The sequence below is a fragment of the Aeromonas sp. S12(2024) genome, assembly GCF_041402305.1.
GTDB lineage: Bacteria > Pseudomonadota > Gammaproteobacteria > Enterobacterales > Aeromonadaceae > Aeromonas > Aeromonas veronii.
This window is the reverse complement of the sequence record NZ_JBGLRB010000008.1, coordinates 40,432-56,885: the sequence shown is the minus strand read 5'-3', so window position 1 is coordinate 56,885 and position 16,454 is coordinate 40,432. Positions and strand designations below refer to the sequence as shown.

Annotated in this window: 14 protein-coding genes and 1 pseudogene; 11 read left to right on the top strand and 4 right to left on the bottom strand. The window is 61.9% G+C overall.

Going from position 1 to position 16,454, the window contains the following annotated elements; translation table 11 throughout:
- Positions 1-10 precede the first annotated feature (10 nt).
- Together ACB035_RS09785 and bacA are read left to right on the top strand one after the other, a co-directional pair.
- Positions 11-142, top strand: a pseudogene (locus ACB035_RS09785) (galactose-1-epimerase); the annotation flags it as partial.
- A gap of 115 nt (positions 143-257) precedes the next feature.
- A complete protein-coding gene (bacA, locus tag ACB035_RS09780) occupies positions 258-1,073 on the top strand; it encodes an undecaprenyl-diphosphate phosphatase (protein ID WP_167571508.1) in 816 nt (271 codons plus the stop codon).
- Between the two features lie 66 nt (positions 1,074-1,139).
- On the opposite strand, the gene ACB035_RS09775 is transcribed toward bacA, so the two are convergent.
- The 3 genes from ACB035_RS09775 to ACB035_RS09765 all read right to left on the bottom strand — a co-directional run bounded on the left by ACB035_RS09775 (position 1,140) and on the right by ACB035_RS09765 (position 3,104).
- Entirely contained in the window at positions 1,140-1,835 is a 696-nt protein-coding gene (locus ACB035_RS09775; RefSeq protein ID WP_371167182.1) for a ChrR family anti-sigma-E factor, read from the bottom strand.
- Positions 1,828-2,397, bottom strand: coding sequence for a sigma-70 family RNA polymerase sigma factor (locus ACB035_RS09770; RefSeq protein WP_005355542.1), 570 nt, complete (start codon positions 2,395-2,397; stop codon positions 1,828-1,830). The genes ACB035_RS09775 and ACB035_RS09770 overlap by 8 nt, the downstream gene beginning before the upstream one ends.
- Before the next feature lie 140 nt (positions 2,398-2,537).
- The gene (locus ACB035_RS09765; RefSeq protein ID WP_346212838.1) at positions 2,538-3,104 is read right to left on the bottom strand and encodes an LON peptidase substrate-binding domain-containing protein; all 567 of its coding nucleotides are present in this window, start codon (positions 3,102-3,104) and stop codon (positions 2,538-2,540) included.
- Positions 3,105-3,414: 310 nt separating this feature from the next.
- Between ACB035_RS09765 and argS the strand changes: the two genes are divergently transcribed.
- The 9 genes from argS to mgtE all read left to right on the top strand — a co-directional run bounded on the left by argS (position 3,415) and on the right by mgtE (position 15,121).
- The gene (gene argS / locus ACB035_RS09760) at positions 3,415-5,160 is read left to right on the top strand and encodes an arginine--tRNA ligase (protein ID WP_371167181.1); all 1,746 of its coding nucleotides are present in this window, start codon (positions 3,415-3,417) and stop codon (positions 5,158-5,160) included.
- A 3-nt stretch (positions 5,161-5,163) separates the two neighbouring features.
- Positions 5,164-6,009 (top strand): SPOR domain-containing protein, encoded by an 846-nt coding sequence (locus ACB035_RS09755; RefSeq protein ID WP_335848915.1) that lies wholly within the window; start codon positions 5,164-5,166, stop codon positions 6,007-6,009.
- 188 nt (positions 6,010-6,197) lie between these two features.
- Positions 6,198-6,731, top strand: a complete 534-nt coding sequence (gene hslV, locus ACB035_RS09750; protein WP_005340772.1) for an ATP-dependent protease subunit HslV — start codon at positions 6,198-6,200, stop codon at positions 6,729-6,731.
- 79 nt (positions 6,732-6,810) lie between these two features.
- On the top strand, positions 6,811-8,139 hold the full coding sequence (gene hslU, locus ACB035_RS09745; protein WP_371167180.1) for an HslU--HslV peptidase ATPase subunit: 1,329 nt from the start codon (positions 6,811-6,813) through the stop codon (positions 8,137-8,139).
- Positions 8,140-8,404: 265 nt separating this feature from the next.
- Complete coding sequence (nirB, locus tag ACB035_RS09740; protein ID WP_371167179.1) at positions 8,405-10,951, top strand: nitrite reductase large subunit NirB; 2,547 nt, start codon at positions 8,405-8,407, stop codon at positions 10,949-10,951.
- Entirely contained in the window at positions 10,951-11,268 is a 318-nt protein-coding gene (gene nirD / locus ACB035_RS09735; RefSeq protein ID WP_041202829.1) for a nitrite reductase small subunit NirD, read from the top strand. The genes nirB and nirD overlap by 1 nt, the downstream gene beginning before the upstream one ends.
- Positions 11,269-11,324: 56 nt before the next feature.
- Positions 11,325-12,137 carry a nitrite transporter NirC gene (gene nirC, locus ACB035_RS09730; protein WP_335874457.1) on the top strand — a complete coding sequence of 271 codons (813 nt, stop codon included), beginning with the start codon at positions 11,325-11,327 and terminating at the stop codon, positions 12,135-12,137.
- 12 nt (positions 12,138-12,149) lie between these two features.
- Positions 12,150-13,550 carry a siroheme synthase CysG gene (gene cysG / locus ACB035_RS09725; protein ID WP_371167178.1) on the top strand — a complete coding sequence of 467 codons (1,401 nt, stop codon included), beginning with the start codon at positions 12,150-12,152 and terminating at the stop codon, positions 13,548-13,550.
- A 146-nt stretch (positions 13,551-13,696) separates the two neighbouring features.
- Entirely contained in the window at positions 13,697-15,121 is a 1,425-nt protein-coding gene (gene mgtE, locus ACB035_RS09720) for a magnesium transporter (RefSeq protein ID WP_201902629.1), read from the top strand.
- An 80-nt stretch (positions 15,122-15,201) separates the two neighbouring features.
- Here mgtE and ACB035_RS09715 read toward each other — a convergent pair whose 3' ends face one another.
- Positions 15,202-16,143, bottom strand: coding sequence for a hypothetical protein (locus ACB035_RS09715; protein WP_371167177.1), 942 nt, complete (start codon positions 16,141-16,143; stop codon positions 15,202-15,204).
- Positions 16,144-16,454: the final 311 nt, after the last annotated feature.

The window sequence follows — 16,454 nt, the reverse complement described above, 5'->3', positions numbered from 1 at the left end:
GGCACTCGGGGATCACGACGGCTTCTGTCTTGAGGCGAAGCAGCTGCCGGACAGCCCCAATCGCCCCGAGCTGGGCGACCCCTGGCTGTTGCCGGGCGGGCGTTATCACCACCAGACCCGCTACCGCTTTATCCGCGACTAACTTAAAGAATTCATGATTTTTACATAGCCTCAGCAGTCACAATCGAGCAAGATATGCCGCCCCGAGACCCTTTCGGGGCGTTTTTACATCAACGAAGTTAAGGATTGTTTGTTCGATGACTGACACTTATAGCCTGCTGGTCGCCTTTATTCTGGGCGTCGTCGAGGGGCTGACCGAGTTCCTCCCCGTCTCCTCCACCGGCCACATGATTATCGTCGGCCATCTGCTGGGCTTTGAAGGGCCCAAGGCTGCCACCTTCGAAGTGGTGATCCAGCTTGGCTCCATCCTCGCCGTCGTCGCCGTCTTCTGGCGCCGCCTGTTTGGCCTGATTGGCATCCACTTTGGCCAGAAGCCCTCTCAGGATCATGCCACCCTGTCGCTGATCCACGTCATCCTCGGCATGCTGCCCGCCATCGTGGTCGGTCTGGCCATCCACAGCTGGATCAAGGCCAACCTGTTTGGTCCGCAGACCGTCATGTACGCGCTGGTCGCGGGGGGCATCCTGCTGATCATCGCCGAGAAGTTCCGCCCGGCCGTCACAGCCGAAACCCTGGATGACATCAGCTACAAGCAGGCGTTCGGCATCGGTCTGTTCCAGTGTCTGGCCCTGTGGCCCGGCTTCTCCCGCTCCGGCGCCACCATCAGTGGTGGCATGCTGATGGGGATCAGCCGTCACGCTGCCGCCGAGTTCTCCTTCATCATGGCAGTGCCCATGATGGTTGCGGCCAGCGGGCTTGATCTCTACAAGAGCCGCGATTTCCTCTCGATGGCCGACTTCCCGATGTTTGCAGTGGGCTTTATCACCGCTTTCGTGGTAGCGATGTTTGCGATCAAGACCTTCCTGACATTGATCCGCCGCATCGACTTCATCCCGTTCGCCATCTACCGCTTTATCGTGGCATTCGCCGTCTATCTGGTGTTTGTCGCCTGACCGGCAGCCTGCAATGAAATGACAAAAGGGACCTATCTGGTCCCTTTTCATATGGCGTCATGGTGCTCAGTAGAGGTGCTGGCTGATGCCGTTCAGCAGCCGCGACAGCCCCTTGGTGAACTGCACCGGCGCATCCTGTACCGTGTAGCAGAGGCAACCATCGGGCGTATGCGGGCTGTGGGAGTGGCTGGCATCGCGCCAGATGAAATCCCCCGCCTTGTAAAGGGTATCGCCATCCTGAATATTGCCCGCCAGCAGCAGGGTCAGCTCATAACCCTGATGGGTGTGCTCGGGGATGCGGCCGCCCGCTTCGATATGGAGCAAACTGGCGCGCGCGCCCATCTCGTCCAGCGGCAAACTATGCTGACGAATAGCCCCGATATGGCGCCACTTGGGCGAACGATAGCGGGCCAGCACCCGTGGCAAACGGTAGGCGTGCCCGGCCACCTCCAGCTCGCCGTGCTGCGTTCGGGGCTGGTCATGTGTTGGCTCGGAGAGGGGCTCTGCCAGCGGCTGGGCCAGAATATCCGCCAGCATGGCGTCGAATCCGGCGTCCAGCGCCACGTCATCGCGGGAGTCCAGCTCGGGCTCTACTGTCGAGGCAAGATATTGCTGCGCCAGCTCCTCTTCGAATGTCTTTAGTCGGGCAGCACAATCGGGGCAGAGTTCACAGTGGGCGGAAAGCCCTACCGCCAGCGGCAGAGGGAGCTCGTCGGCGGCGAAGGCACGCAACATAGGGTCGGTCGGATGGGCTTTAATCATGGCCTTGCTCCACTTGCTCTTTCAGTTTCTGTAACGCCAGCCGGAGGCGGGACTTGATGGTACCGAGCGGCACGCCGAGTCGCTCCGCCAGCTCCTGCTGGGAGAACTCCTGCAGATAGATGCCACGCACCACCTGCTGTTGCGGCTCAGGCAGGGTGCCCAGATAGTGGGCCATCTGACGGGTCAGCACCGCATCCTCACCCCCGCTCAGATGCTCCTCTTCGGCTTGAAACTCCAGCACCGGCCACAGCTCTTCGGCACAGAGATCCTCCTTGCTGGCGCGACGCCGGCGCAGCATGTCGAAGCACTGGTTGCGCATCACGGTATAGATCCAAGTGGTCGGCGCCCCCTTCTCGGGGTGGTAGAGACGCGCCTTCTGCCACACCAGCAGCATGGTCTCCTGCACCAGCTCCATGGCGTTGGCTTCGCTGCCGAGGTGGCGCAGGCCGTAGCTGCGAATACGCGGCGCAAAGTGTTGGAACAGGCGGGCAAAAGCAGCCTTGTCGGCCTGCTCTGCCACCCTGATCAGCAGAGATTTGAGGTCGCCATCCGGGTTATCCATCACGGGCGAGGTCCTGCGTATGGTCGAGTGTGGTTGGCCAGTATATGCCATTGCGCCATCCCTTTGGTGTGCTGTCGAACATGCTGTGGTGATGACTTGTACGGCGCTGCGGCGCTGGCGGATCTGCGGGTCAGAAAAAATCAGTGGCTGGCCACAAGTACCCCCTTGAGCAGGGCGATGGCGGGCTGATTGTCGGCAGCGGCCAGCAGCAGCTGCTTCTGTTCGGGGGGGATAGGCAGCACTTCCAGCCAGCGCTGGGCCACCCAGTTACCATCGTCCCAGCGGGGGGCGGGATAGAGGGCAGCATAGTCGGGATAGTCGGCAAACACCTCCCGCAATGCCTCGACCAGCGGTTGCTGATCGGGATGGAGCCGGCGGGGCGGCCAGGCCGTCAGCGGCGTCACCTCGCCGATACGCAGGCCATCCTGCTCCTGCCACAGATCCTCTATCTGCACCCGCTCCACCCCCTGCACCGTGATCCCCAGCATGCCGTCCGGCAGCCGGTCGAAATCGATGATGGTGACCCGGGTGGCGATGGGCAGCATGTTGCGCAGGGCGTCGGGCTGACGAGGGTCCACCATGCAGAGGGCAAAGCCGGACTCCCCCGCCTCGGCGATCATCCGCTGGTATCTCGGTTCGAAGATCCGCAGCGGCATGACGCCGCCGGGCAGCAGGTGGGCAGATAGGGGAAACAGCGCCAGTCGCATCGCAAACTCCTCGGTTGGGAACGTATGTTGATACGCCGGGCCAGAGGGAGGAGATCATTCCCGTCAGCGGAAAGGAAAAACCCTTAACAATCAGGGGAAAATAGCCTGGACAAGCCGCTTCGATATGCAGTAGAAATGGATAAGCACCGTAATTTCCGCCCAATATTCTGGAATATGGCGCTAAACGCAGTGAAATATCCGCCCGACAGCGAGCGGCGGGTCATCCCTATAGTTTTCTCGGGCCGATGCGGGTAAAATTCACGCCCTTATATATCAGTCATTTTTCGACGCGCAACCTTGGTGGTCAGTTATGAAAGAGCATATTCATCATCTACTTGAACAAACGGTAGCCAATCTCAAGTCAGCAGGCGTCCTGCCGGCGGACCTGGAAGCCCGCGTGCAAGTAGACCGATGCAAGGAAAAAGCTCACGGCGACCTGGCTACCAACCTGGCCATGCTGCTGGCCAAACCGGCCCGCAAGAATCCCCGTGAGCTGGCGGCTGCCATCATCGAGCATCTGCCTGCCTCCGACCTGATCGCCAAGGTCGAGATCGCCGGTCCCGGCTTCATCAACTTCTTCTTCGACCAGCGCTGGCTGGCCGGTCAGGTCGAGGCCATGGTGACCTCTGCCAACGCCAACGTACGGTTGCCCGCGCCACAAACCGTGGTGGTGGACTACTCCGCCCCCAACGTGGCCAAAGAGATGGCGGTGCACCACATCCGCTCCACCGTACTCGGTGACGTGGCTGCACGCGCGCTGGAGTTCCTCGGCCACATAGTGATCCGCGCCAACCACATCGGCGACTGGGGCACCCAGTTCGGCATGCTGATCGCCTATCTGGAGAAGATGTCCAACGAACACGCCAGCGACATGGCACTCAAGGATCTGGAAGCCTTCTACACCCAGGCCAAGCGTTGCTACGACGAAGACGAAGCCTTCGCCGAGCGCGCCCGTAATTACGTGGTCAAGCTGCAGGGCGGCGATGAGTACTGCCGTACCATGTGGAAGAAGCTGGTCGACATGACCATGGAACAGAACCAGATCAACTACGACCGCCTGAATGTCTCCCTGACCAACAAGGACATCATGGGCGAGTCCATGTACAACGACATGCTGCCGGAGATCGTTGCAGACCTGAAAGCCAAGGGGCTGGCGGTCGAGAGCGAAGGCGCTACCGTTGTCTTCCTGGACGAGTTCAAGAACAAGGATGGCGAGGCCATGGGCGTCATCATCCAGAAGAGCGATGGCGGTTTCCTCTACACCACCACCGACATCGCCTGTGCCAAATACCGTTATGAAACCCTGGGCGCCGACCGTGTCATGTACTTCATCGACTCCCGTCAGCACCAGCACCTGATGCAGGCCTGGACCATCACCCGCAAGGCGGGTTATGTACCGGAATCCGTCCCCCTCGAGCACCACGCCTTTGGCATGATGCTGGGCAAGGATGGTCGTCCCTACAAGACCCGTTCCGGTGGTACCGTCAAGCTGGTTGACCTGCTGAACGAAGCGGAAGAACGCGCCGCTGCCCTGCTGGAGAGCCGCAACAGCGACCTCTCTGCCGAAGAGAAGGCCAACGTGGTCAACGCCATCGCCATGGGCGCGGTCAAGTATGCGGATCTCTCCAAGAACCGTACTACCGACTACATCTTCGACTGGGATCTGATGCTGTCGTTTGAAGGCAACACTGCCCCTTACCTGCAGTACGCCTACACCCGTATCCAGTCCATCTTCCGCAAGGCCAACATCGATGCCGAGACGCTGACCGGCAACGTGACCCTGAACGAAGAGGCCGAAGAGGTGCTGGCCCAGAAGCTGATCCAGTTCTCCGACGCGGTCAACGGCGTGGCCGACAAAGGCATGCCGCACCTGCTCTGTACCTACCTGTACGAGTTGTCCGGCAACTTCATGACCTTCTATGAAGCCTGTCCGATCAACAAGGATGGCGTGGACGAAGCGACCCGTCAGAGCCGTCTGCTGCTGTGCGCCGCCACCGCCAAGGTGCTGAAACTGGGCCTCGGCGTACTGGGCATCCATACCCTGGAGCGCATGTAATAGATGGCAACCCGGGATTATGTCGGCAGCCGCCCGCGACGTCGGGCGGGTGGCCGCAATACCAAGAAAGCGGCCCCTCGCCGCTTTCCTGTTATTCCAGTGCTGCTGGTCGTGGCACTGCTGGCAGGCTTTGGTGGCTTCCTTTACATGATCAATGGCAAGGGCAACGACGCCCCCACCATTGAGGAGCAGGTAAAGGCCAACAAGCCAAAAGCGCAGAATAACGGGCTGCCTCAGGAGAAGTGGAGCTACATCGAACGGCTTGAGAACAAGCAGGTCGATATCATAGAGCCGCCGACCCAGCCGGGTGTGCTGCCGCCACCGCCGGCAGATACCATGACCCTGCAGCCGGAAAAACTGCCCCAGCCGGTGCCGACCGACATTCCCCAACCGGGAACGCCCATCGGCCAGCCCAAGCCCTATCAGCCCAATCCGGCGACCACCCCTTCCACCTCCGGTGCACCGGTTGCCAGCGCGCAAGAGCAGGTGATCGACCGCAAGGCCGAACGGGAACGGATGGAGCGGGAGATCCGTGCCGAGCTGGAGCGGGAGCGCGCCGAAGCGGCCAAGGCCAAAGCGGTCACTCCGCCAGCCCAGACCGTAGCCGCCGACAGCGGTCGCTACATGATGCAGTGCGCCGCCCTGCGCTCGCAGGATTCCGCAGAGTCGCTCAAGGCGCGTATCGCCTTCACCGCCGGCCTCTCCTCCAGCCTGCAGGTGATCAATGGCGCCAACGGCACCGTCTACAAGGTGATGGTGGGCCCCTTCAACGGCAAGGCGGCCGCCGACGCGGCCAACAGCAAGCTGCAGAGCTCCGGCATCAGCGGCTGCATTCCCAAGAAAGGGTAATCCGCTTACCGATGACGCAGGGCCGGGTGGCAACACCCGGCCCTGTTCTTTTGGTGTCACTCGCCCCCCACCCTGATTGCTACCCCGTTTATCCCGACCAAAGGCAGGGTTGAAAAGCCCGTTTGCCATCCCCATCTTTCTTGCCATGCACAGTCAGGCCGTCATTCGGCTCAAGCGAGGTAAGTAAAGTGACTACCATAGTTTCAGTTCGCCGCAACGGTCAGGTCGTCATCGGTGGCGATGGCCAGGTCTCTCTTGGCAACACCGTCATGAAGGGCAACGCCCGCAAGGTTCATCGTCTCTATAACGGCAAGGTGCTAGCCGGTTTCGCTGGCGGTACCGCCGACGCCTTCACCCTGCTCGAGCGTTTCGAAGCAAAACTGCAGGCCCATCAGGGTAATCTGGAGCGCGCCGCCGTGGCGCTGGCCAAAGATTGGCGCACCGATCGTGCCCTGCGCCGCCTCGAAGCGCTGCTGGCCGTGGCCGACGAACACAAATCCTTCATCATCACCGGCAACGGTGACGTGGTGCAGCCGGAGCACGATCTCATCGCCATCGGCAGCGGCGGCAACTTCGCCCAGTCCGCCGCCATCGCGCTGCTGGAAAACACCGAGCTGGATGCCAGGACCATTGTCGAGAAGTCCCTCAAGATTGCGGGCGACATCTGCGTCTTCACCAATGGCAACCACACCATTGAAGTGCTGGACTATTCGGCGAAATAAGGCCGCCAAATAAGGCCGCCAGCCAAACCCCATTCTCCAAGGGGCGGGCCCTGCCCGCCCCGGATACAGGAACACCATCATGTCCGAGATGACCCCGAGAGAAATCGTCCACGAGCTGGATCGTCACATCATTGGTCAGGCCGATGCCAAGCGTGCCGTTGCCGTTGCCCTGCGCAACCGCTGGCGCCGGATGCAGCTCAACGAAGAGATGCGCCATGAAGTGACCCCGAAAAACATCCTGATGATCGGCCCGACCGGTGTCGGCAAGACCGAGATCGCCCGTCGTCTGGCCAAGCTGGCCAACGCCCCCTTCATCAAGGTGGAAGCGACCAAGTTCACCGAAGTGGGCTATGTCGGCAAGGAAGTGGACAGCATCATCCGCGATCTGACCGATGCCGCCATCAAGCTGGTGCGCGAAACCGAGATGGAGAAGATGAAATACCGCGCCGAGGAAGCCGCTGAAGAGCGCATCCTCGACGCCCTGCTGCCCAACCCGCGCAACACCTGGGGTGAGGAAGAGAAAGCCGACAACTCCAACACCCGCCAGATCTTCCGCAAGAAACTGCGTGAAGGTCAGCTGGATGAGAAAGAGATCGAGCTGGAACTCTCCGCCTCCCCGATGGGCGTCGAAATCATGACCCCGCCGGGCATGGAAGAGATGGCCAACCAGCTGCAGGGGCTGTTCCAGAATCTGGGCCAGAACCAGAAGAAGAAGCGCAAGATCAAGGTCAAAGAGGCCATGAAAGCGCTGATCGAAGAGGAAGCGGCCCGTCTGGTCAATCCGGAAGAGCTTAAGCAGAAAGCGATCGCAGCGGTCGAGAACAACGGCATCGTCTTCCTCGACGAGATCGACAAGATCTGCAAGCGCGGCGAGAGCTCGGGCCCCGATGTCTCCCGTGAAGGGGTACAACGCGACCTGCTGCCGCTGGTTGAAGGTTGCACCGTCAACACCAAGCACGGCATGGTCAAGACCGACCACATCCTGTTTGTCGCCTCCGGCGCCTTCCAGATCGCCAAGCCGTCCGACCTCATCCCCGAGCTGCAGGGCCGTCTGCCGATCCGGGTCGAGCTGACCGCCCTGACCACAGATGACTTTGAGCGTATCCTGACCGAACCGAACGCCTCCCTGACCGATCAGTACAAGGCGCTGATGGCCACCGAAGGGGTCAACATCGAGTTCACCAAGGATGGCATCCGCCGTCTGGCCGAAGCGGCCTGGCAGGTCAACGAGCGTACCGAGAACATCGGTGCCCGTCGTCTGCACACCGTGATGGAACGTCTGATGGAAGATATCTCCTACGACGCCTCCGAGAAGTCCGGCGAGACCTTTGTCATCGACACCGACTACGTCAACGCCCACCTAGGTGCGCTTGTCGAGGATGAGGATCTGAGCCGCTTTATTCTGTAAGCGCAGTTCTGTTTGTAAAAAAACGCCTCCAGAAATGGGGGCGTTTTGCATTTTAAGCCCCAGCCCCCTTCTCTCCTATGTCCCACTCGCACCCAGCACCAAAACACTCAACTGGTATACCTATTTTTGTATATCTTTGAATTTTATCGAATTACCCCTGACGAGATATATAAATAGACACTTGATTTGCATCAATTGCCCGCCCCGACTGACTGGGTAGCCTAGCCCCAGAATGATGTTTTATTACTCCAAACTAGAGGCAATCATGAGCAAAGTCAGACTGGTCGTTGTGGGCAACGGCATGGTGGGGCACCGCTTCATCGAAGAGTTGATCGAGCGGGCCGAGCCGGGCCGCTACGAGATCACCGTCTTCGGTGCAGAACCCCGTCCCGCCTACGATCGCGTCCATCTCTCCTCCTACTTCTCCCATCACACCAGCGAAGATCTCTCCCTCGTCAAACCCGGCTTCTACGACAAGCACGGCATCCGCCTGCTGCTCGGCGAAGCGGTGAAAAAAATCGACAGGGCCAACCGCGAAGTGCACTCCAACAAGGGCACTGTGGTCGGGTACGACAAGCTGGTGCTGGCCACCGGCTCCTACCCCTGGGTGCCGCCCATTGCGGGCAGTCAGCACCACGAGTGCTTCGTCTACCGCACCATCGAGGATCTGAAAGCCATCCGCAGCGCCGCCAGGAGTGGCAAGAGCGGGGTGGTGATTGGGGGCGGCCTGCTTGGCCTCGAAGCGGCCGGTGCCCTCAAGGCGCTGGGTCTCGAGACCCACGTGGTTGAATTTGCCCCTGTGCTGATGGCCGAGCAGCTCGACGGTCAGGGCGGCCAGCTGCTGCGCCGCAAGATCGAATCTATGGGCGTGCAGGTGCACACCAGCAAGAGCACCAGCGAAATCCTGATGCATGGCGGCGAGCAGGCGAAACACCGCCTCGCCTTTGCCGACGGCAGCCAGCTTGAAGTGGACGTGGTGGTCTTCTCCACCGGTATCCGTCCGCAAGATACCCTGGGCCGCTACGGTGATCTCGCCATCGCCGAGCGCGGCGGCATCGTCATCGACGATCACTGCCTCACCTCCGACTCCGATATCTATGCCATCGGCGAGTGCGCCGCCTGGCAGGGCCGCTTCTTCGGGCTGGTGGCACCGGGCTACAAGATGGCCCAGATCACCGTCGACCATCTGCTCGGCGGCGACAGCCGTTTCGAGGGGGCGGACATGAGCGCCAAGCTCAAGCTGCTCGGCGTCTCCGTCGGCTCCATCGGTGATGCCCACGGCCGCACCCCGGGCAGCCACAGCTATGTGTTTCAGGACGATCAGGCCGGCGTCTACAAGAAGATCGTGGTGAGCGAGGACAACAGCCGATTGCTCGGCGCCGTGCTGGTGGGTGACGTGGAAGATTACGGCAACCTGCTGCAGATGATGCTCAACGCCCTGCCGCTGCCGAGCCACCCGGACACCCTGATCCTGCCCGCCTACGCCGGTGCCAAGCCGACGCTGGGAGTGGATGCCCTGCCGGAGAGCGCCCAGATCTGCTCCTGCTTCGACGTCTCCAAGGGTGACATCGCTCAGGCCGTCGCCGAAGGTCACACCACGCTGGCCGCCATCAAGCAGCACACCAAGGCCGGTACCGGCTGTGGCGGCTGTGTGCCGCTCATCAGTCAGGTGCTCAACGCCGAGCTGGTGAAGCAGGGCATCGAGGTCAACAACCACCTCTGCGCTCACTTCCCCCACTCCCGTCAGGAGCTGTTCCATCTGGTCAAGGTGGAGGGGATCAAGAGCTTCGACGAGCTGCTGGCCAAACACGGTCAGGGCTATGGCTGCGAAGTGTGCAAACCGACCGTCGGCTCCATCCTCGCCTCCTGCTGGAACGAGCATGTGCTGAGCCCGCGCAACATCCCGCTGCAGGACACCAACGACATCTTCCTCGGCAACATGCAAAAAGACGGCAGCTACTCCGTCATCCCGCGCATGGCCGGTGGTGAAGTGACCCCGGAAGGGCTGCTGGCGGTGGCCGAAGTGGCCCGCGACTACAAGCTCTACACCAAGATCACCGGCGCCCAGCGCATCGGCCTGTTCGGGGCCCAGAAGGATGACCTGCCCGCCATCTGGCGCAAGCTGCTGGCGGCCGGATTCGAGACCGGTCAGGCCTACGCCAAGGCACTGCGCATGGCCAAAACCTGCGTCGGCAGCACCTGGTGCCGCTTCGGCGTGCAGGACAGCGTCGGCCTCGGGGTCTTCCTCGAGAACCGCTACAAAGGCATTCGCACCCCGCACAAGATGAAGTTCGGCGTCTCCGGCTGTACCCGCGAATGTGCGGAAGCCCAAGGTAAGGATGTCGGCATCATCGCCACCGACGCGGGCTGGAACCTCTATGTGGGCGGCAACGGCGGCATGAAGCCGCGCCACGCCGATCTGCTGGCTTCTGACCTCGACCGCGAGACCCTCATCAAGCTGATCGACCGCTTTATGATGTTCTACGTCACCAGCGCCGACAAACTGCAGCGCACCTCGGTCTGGCTCGGCAATCTGGAAGGGGGCGTCGACTACCTGCGCGAGGTGATCGTCGACGACAAGCTGGGACTGGCCGACACGCTCGAGCGCGATATCCAGACTCTCATCAACAGCTACGAGTGCGAATGGTCGCGCACCCTCAATGAAGAGGAGGCGCTCAAGCGCTTCAGCCACTTCATCAACAGCGACAAGCGCGATCCGGACGTCCAGTTCGTCGCCGAGCGCGACCAGCACCGACCGGCGACCCCGGCCGAGCGCATCCCCGTCTACCAGATCGAGGTGGAAACCAAATGATGAAACTTGCCTGCCAACTCAACGACATCCTGCCGGGAACCGGTGTCTGCGCACTCATTGAAGGTCGCCAGATCGCCCTGTTCCGCCCGAGCGCGGCGGCCGAGGTGTTCGCCATCGACAACCGGGATCCCTTCTTCGCCGCCAACGTGCTGTCGCGGGGCCTGATCTGCGAACACGACGGCGAGCTCTGGGTGGCCAGTCCGCTCAAGAAGCAGCGCTTTCGCCTGAGCGATGGCCACTGTTTCGACAACCCTGCGATGTCGGTGCAGAGCTACCCCGTTGAAGTGCGCGACCAGCAGGTCTGGGTCGCCGTCTAAGCCGATTTCACTCTCTTTCAGGCTGCCTGAGGGCAGCCCTTTCAAGGACTCACAAGATGTACACGGAAACCATCAACAAGTGCGCCGCCAACGCGGCCCGCATCAACCGCTTCGAGCGCAGCGACAAGCTCGGCTTCTGGCTCAGCTCCGCCATGGCAGGGGCCTATGTGGGCCTCGGCATCATCCTTATCTTCACCCTCGGCAATCTGGTGGATCCAAGCATCCGGCCGCTGGTGATGGGGGCCACCTTCGGCATCGCCCTGACGCTCGTCATCATCGCCGGCTCCGAGCTGTTTACCGGTCACACCATGTTCCTCACCTTCGGGGTGAAAACGGGCAAGATCACCATGGCCGACCTGCTGCGCATCCTGCCGCAGACCTGGGCCGGCAACCTGATTGGCTCCGTCGTGGTGGCGCTCATCTACTCCTACGGCGGCAGCCTGCTGCCGGACGCAGGCAGCCTGGCCCACAAGGTGGCACTGGCCAAGACCCAGGCACCGGCACTGACCCTGTTTATGAAGGGGATCCTCTGCAACTGGCTGGTCTGCCTCGCCATCTGGATGGCGCTGCGCACCGAAGGGGCCGCCCGCTTCATCGCCATCTGGTGGTGCCTGCTCGCCTTTATCGCCTCCGGCTACGAGCACTCCATCGCCAACATGACCCTGTTCGCCCTCTCCTGGTTTGGCGCCCACTCGGAGGCCTACACCCTGAGCGGCATCGGCCACAACCTGCTGTGGGTGACGCTGGGCAACACCGTCTCCGGCGTCCTCTTTATGGGCCTCGGCTACTGGTATGCCACCCCCAAGGCGGAGCGCCCGGTCGCAATGAGCGAGACCACCAGCACCGCCAACCAGACCCGAACCGCCTGATCCGGAGGCCCCATGGACTACTTGCCCATCTTTTGCCGACTCGACAACAAACCCGTGCTGCTGGTCGGCGGCGGCGAGGTAGCGGAGCGCAAGGCGCGCCTGCTGCTGGATGCCGGTGCCCACCTCACAGTCGTAGCACCCGAGCTCGACCCCGAGCTGGCGGAACTGGCTGCCAACGGGAGCATCGAGTGGCTGGCGGGTGAATTTGCACCGCAGCAACTGGCGGGCAAGTGGCTGGTGGTGGCAGCAACCGATCGGCGCGAGGTGAATGCGCTGGTTTACCAGAGCGCCAATCAGGCGCGGATCTTTGCCAACGTGGTGGATGACCCGAAACGCTCCAGCTTCATCATGCCGTCGATCATCGACCGCTCACCGCTGATGGTAGCCATCTCCTCCGGTGGCAAGGCGCCGGTGCTGGCCCGGCTGCTGCGGGAAAAACTGGAAGCTATGCTGCCGCAACATCTGGGGGCCGTGGCGACCTTTGCCGGCAGCCTGCGGGATCGGGTCAAGGCCCGCTTCGCCAGCATGGGCGAGCGGCGCCGCTTCTGGGAGCGGCTGCTCGGGGCGGATCGGCTCGGTCAGGCGCTGGCGCGGGGCGATAGCGCCTCTGCCCACCAGCTGGCCGACAACCTGTTTGCCGACGAAAGCCAGAGCGCTGGCGAAGTAGTGCTGGTGGGAGCTGGCCCCGGCGATCCGGGCCTGCTCACCCTGCACGCCCTGCGCCAGATGCAGCAGGCGGACGTGGTGGTCTATGACAGACTGGTCTCCGACGAGGTGATGGCGCTGGTGCGCCGGGATGCCAAGCGCATCTTCGTCGGCAAGCAGGCGGGCAACCACTGCGTGCCGCAGGAGGGGATCAACCAGCTCTTGCTGGAGGAGGCGAAGAAGGGGCAACGGGTGGTGCGGCTCAAGGGGGGCGACCCCTTTATCTTCGGCCGGGGCGGCGAAGAGCTGGAGACGCTGGTCGGCAGCGGCATCGGTTTTCAGGTGGTGCCGGGGATCACTGCGGCCAGCGGCTGCGCCGCCTACGCCGGCATTCCGCTGACCCACCGCGATCACGCCCAGAGCGTGCGCTTCGTCACTGCTCACGGCAAGGGGGGCGCCCGGGATCTCGACTGGCCGCTGCTGGCCAAAGATCGGCAGACGCTGGTGTTCTACATGGGGCTCTCATCCTGCGCCACCATCCGCGAGCAGCTGCTGGCCCACGGCAAGGCGGGCAACACCCCGGTGGCGCTGATCGAGCGCGGCACCCAACCCTGCCAGCGGGTCATTCGCGGCACTCTCGATGAGCTACCCGCGCTGGCGGTGGGGGTTGAGAGTCCGGCGCTCATCATGGTGGGTTCTGTGGTAACCCTGGCCGACCGGCTCGCCTGGTTTGGCGAGGCACCGCAGCGCCAGCGAGCCCTCGCCTGAGGGATCCTCGGCAACTCACCATGAGGCCACCAGCAGGTGGCCTCACTTTTACCCCCCTCTTCTCCTATCACGGTCATAACCTGTTGTTTTAAGTCTGGTATCCTATGGGCATTGAGCCCTTGGCTACCATCTCAGGAATTCATCCCATGTCTCTTCCCATCAAGAACAGCGCCCGGCAGCGCGCGGATGACAGATCCCGCATTCTCACCCTGCTGCTGCGCGATGATGCCCTCACCGACAGCCTGCTCGACCCGCAGGCGGTGCAGGATGCCGAGCAGCGCGATCAGACCAGCGAACTCACCGCGCTGGTCAACGGGCTGCCTGCCGCCGACGTCGCCGATGCGCTGGAGTCGCTGCCGCCCGATGAGCGTCATGCCCTGTGGGCACTGGTGGAGGAGGAGAAGCGCGGCCAGATCCTGGTCGAAGCGTCGGAGACGGTGTGGGACAGCCTGATCAGCGGGATGAGCGACAAGGAGCTGCTGCACGCCCTGCGCACCCTGGATATCGACGACCAGATCTATCTGGGCCAGTACCTGCCCCGCAACCTGATGGGGCGGCTGCTCACCTATATGGCCCCCGCCGAGCGGGATCGGGTGCGGGAGGTGATCCGCTACGGCAAGCACACCGTCGGCGCCATGATGGACTTCGAGATCATCACCATCCGCCCCGAAGTGAGTCTGGCCACAGTGCAGCGCTATCTGCGCCTGCGCGGCAAGATCCCCGCCAACACCGACAAGCTGTTCGTCATCGATCGGCGCAACCACCTGCTGGGGGAGCTGGCCCTCACCACAGTGCTGCTGCACAAACCCGCCACCCTGGTGAGCGATGTGATGGAGCGAGATCCGGTCACCTTCGATCCGGAGGATAACGACGAAGCGGCGGCCCGCACCTTCGAGCGGGATGACCTGCTCTCCGCCGCCGTGGTGGATGGCAAGGGCAAGCTGATGGGCCGCCTCACCGTCGAAGAGGTGGTGGATCTGGTCTATGAGGAGAGTGACACCGACCTGCGCCGGATGGGGGGTATCAGCGAGGATGAAGACGTGTTCGCCCCGGTCTCCAAGGCGGTCAAGACCCGCTGGGCCTGGCTTGCCATCAACCTCTGCACCGCCTTTGTCGCCTCGCGGGTGATCGGCCTGTTCGAGCACACCATCTCCCAGCTGGTGGCACTGGCGGCGCTGATGCCCATCGTCGCCGGGATCGGCGGCAACACCGGCAACCAGACCATCACCATGATAGTGCGGGCGCTGGCGCTGCAGCACATTCAGGCGGGCAACCTATCCTTCCTGCTGCTGCGGGAACTCGGGGTCGCCTTTATCAATGGGCTGGTGTGGGGTGGCACCATGGGTATTGCCACCTATCTGCTCTATCAGGATGCGGCACTCGGCGCCGTGATGACCCTGGCCATGATGCTCAACCTGCTGGTGGCCGCCCTGATGGGGGTGATTATCCCCATGACCATGACCCGCCTCGGCCGCGACCCGGCAGTCGGTGCCAGCGTGATGATCACCGCCATCACAGATACCGGCGGCTTCTTTATCTTCCTCGGGCTGGCGACCCTGTTCCTGCTGTAAACCATGCGTTGAAAACAACAAGGGAGCCACTGGCTCCCTTGTTGTTTCAGGCGCGTTTGCCCACCCCTGCCGTTAGCTGCTTATCGCTTGTCAGCGGTGATCAGCAAGCCATTGGTGTCGGGGAAGCCGATGACCAGCGCCTCTTTTTTGGCATCCGTGGTATAGGTGGTGACATAGGCGACGCGGTTATCCATCGCCCGGGCCAGAGCAGCATTCCAGAGGTTTTCGATCGGCGTGGCGGCAGCGGATTGCTTGAAGTTGCACTTGCCAAACCCGGTCATGGTCAGCTTGCTCAACCCGGCCGTCGCACTCCCCTCGCCCACCAGCGTACAACCTGCCGCCGGAAACTCGATCGCCACCGTCAGCTTGCCGCCGTTGTTGGTGGTATCCACCTTGCCCACCATGTCGCTGCTGAAGCCATCGCTGCCCGTGGCACTCCAGCTGGCCGTGGTCACCGCTTTGGTGGTCAGGGCCGTCACCGCCACATGACCGCTGAAACCGGAATAGATGGGGGAGTTGTCGGAGAACTTGGTGCCGGTCCGGGTGAAATCAAAAACCCAGCGCTTGATCTCCTTGCCCTGCAGATCGATGACCGGCTGATCCTGGAAGGTGATGAGGTTGTGGTCGTTGGTCACCGAGCTGAGCGCCGTGCTGGTGCCGAGCCGCTCGCTGTTGCGGATCAACTGCACCGGGTAGATCCCGTCTTTGTCGGCTTTCTGGTCAGCCTGACCCAGCCACTGGCTGTTGGTCTCGACCTTGCCCACCTGATGATCCACCCAGACACCCCAGTACTGCACGGTTTCACCCTTCGGGTAGACCAGCGCCAGACCATCCAGATCCTTGATCATGCGCGGCGTCGCCTTGTCACCGTCGCGGCTCAGCAGATTCGCTTGGTAAAGACCCGCCTCCGGCAGAGCCAGAGGCACCCGCTTGGCGATGCTGTTGGCAGCTTTTTCGCTGTCACAGGCAGACAGGGCCGCAGCGCAGGCGATGGCCAGCAGCGCTTTGTTGTGCATTTTCATGAAGTTTTATTCCTTGCTGTCGCTTTGTAATTTTTTAGATGCAATCAATCGCCGCTGAATTTAAGGGAAAGGTCATCTATCAGTCGAATGGAGATCTGTAACCAACCATTACAGCCTCGCAGGAGCGGCAGGCCGCGCAGCTTGCCCCGACCGCACAACGGTGACGACAGAGTGACTAACGGCGGAAAAGCAGCGAGGGTAGCGCACCAAAAAAACAGATGAAAATCAGAGTCATAACTCTATTAACAGGAGGGTAATTAGCCCGAATTGCCAGCCTGCTCACAATCGGATTCTTTTGCTGTCGATAGAAT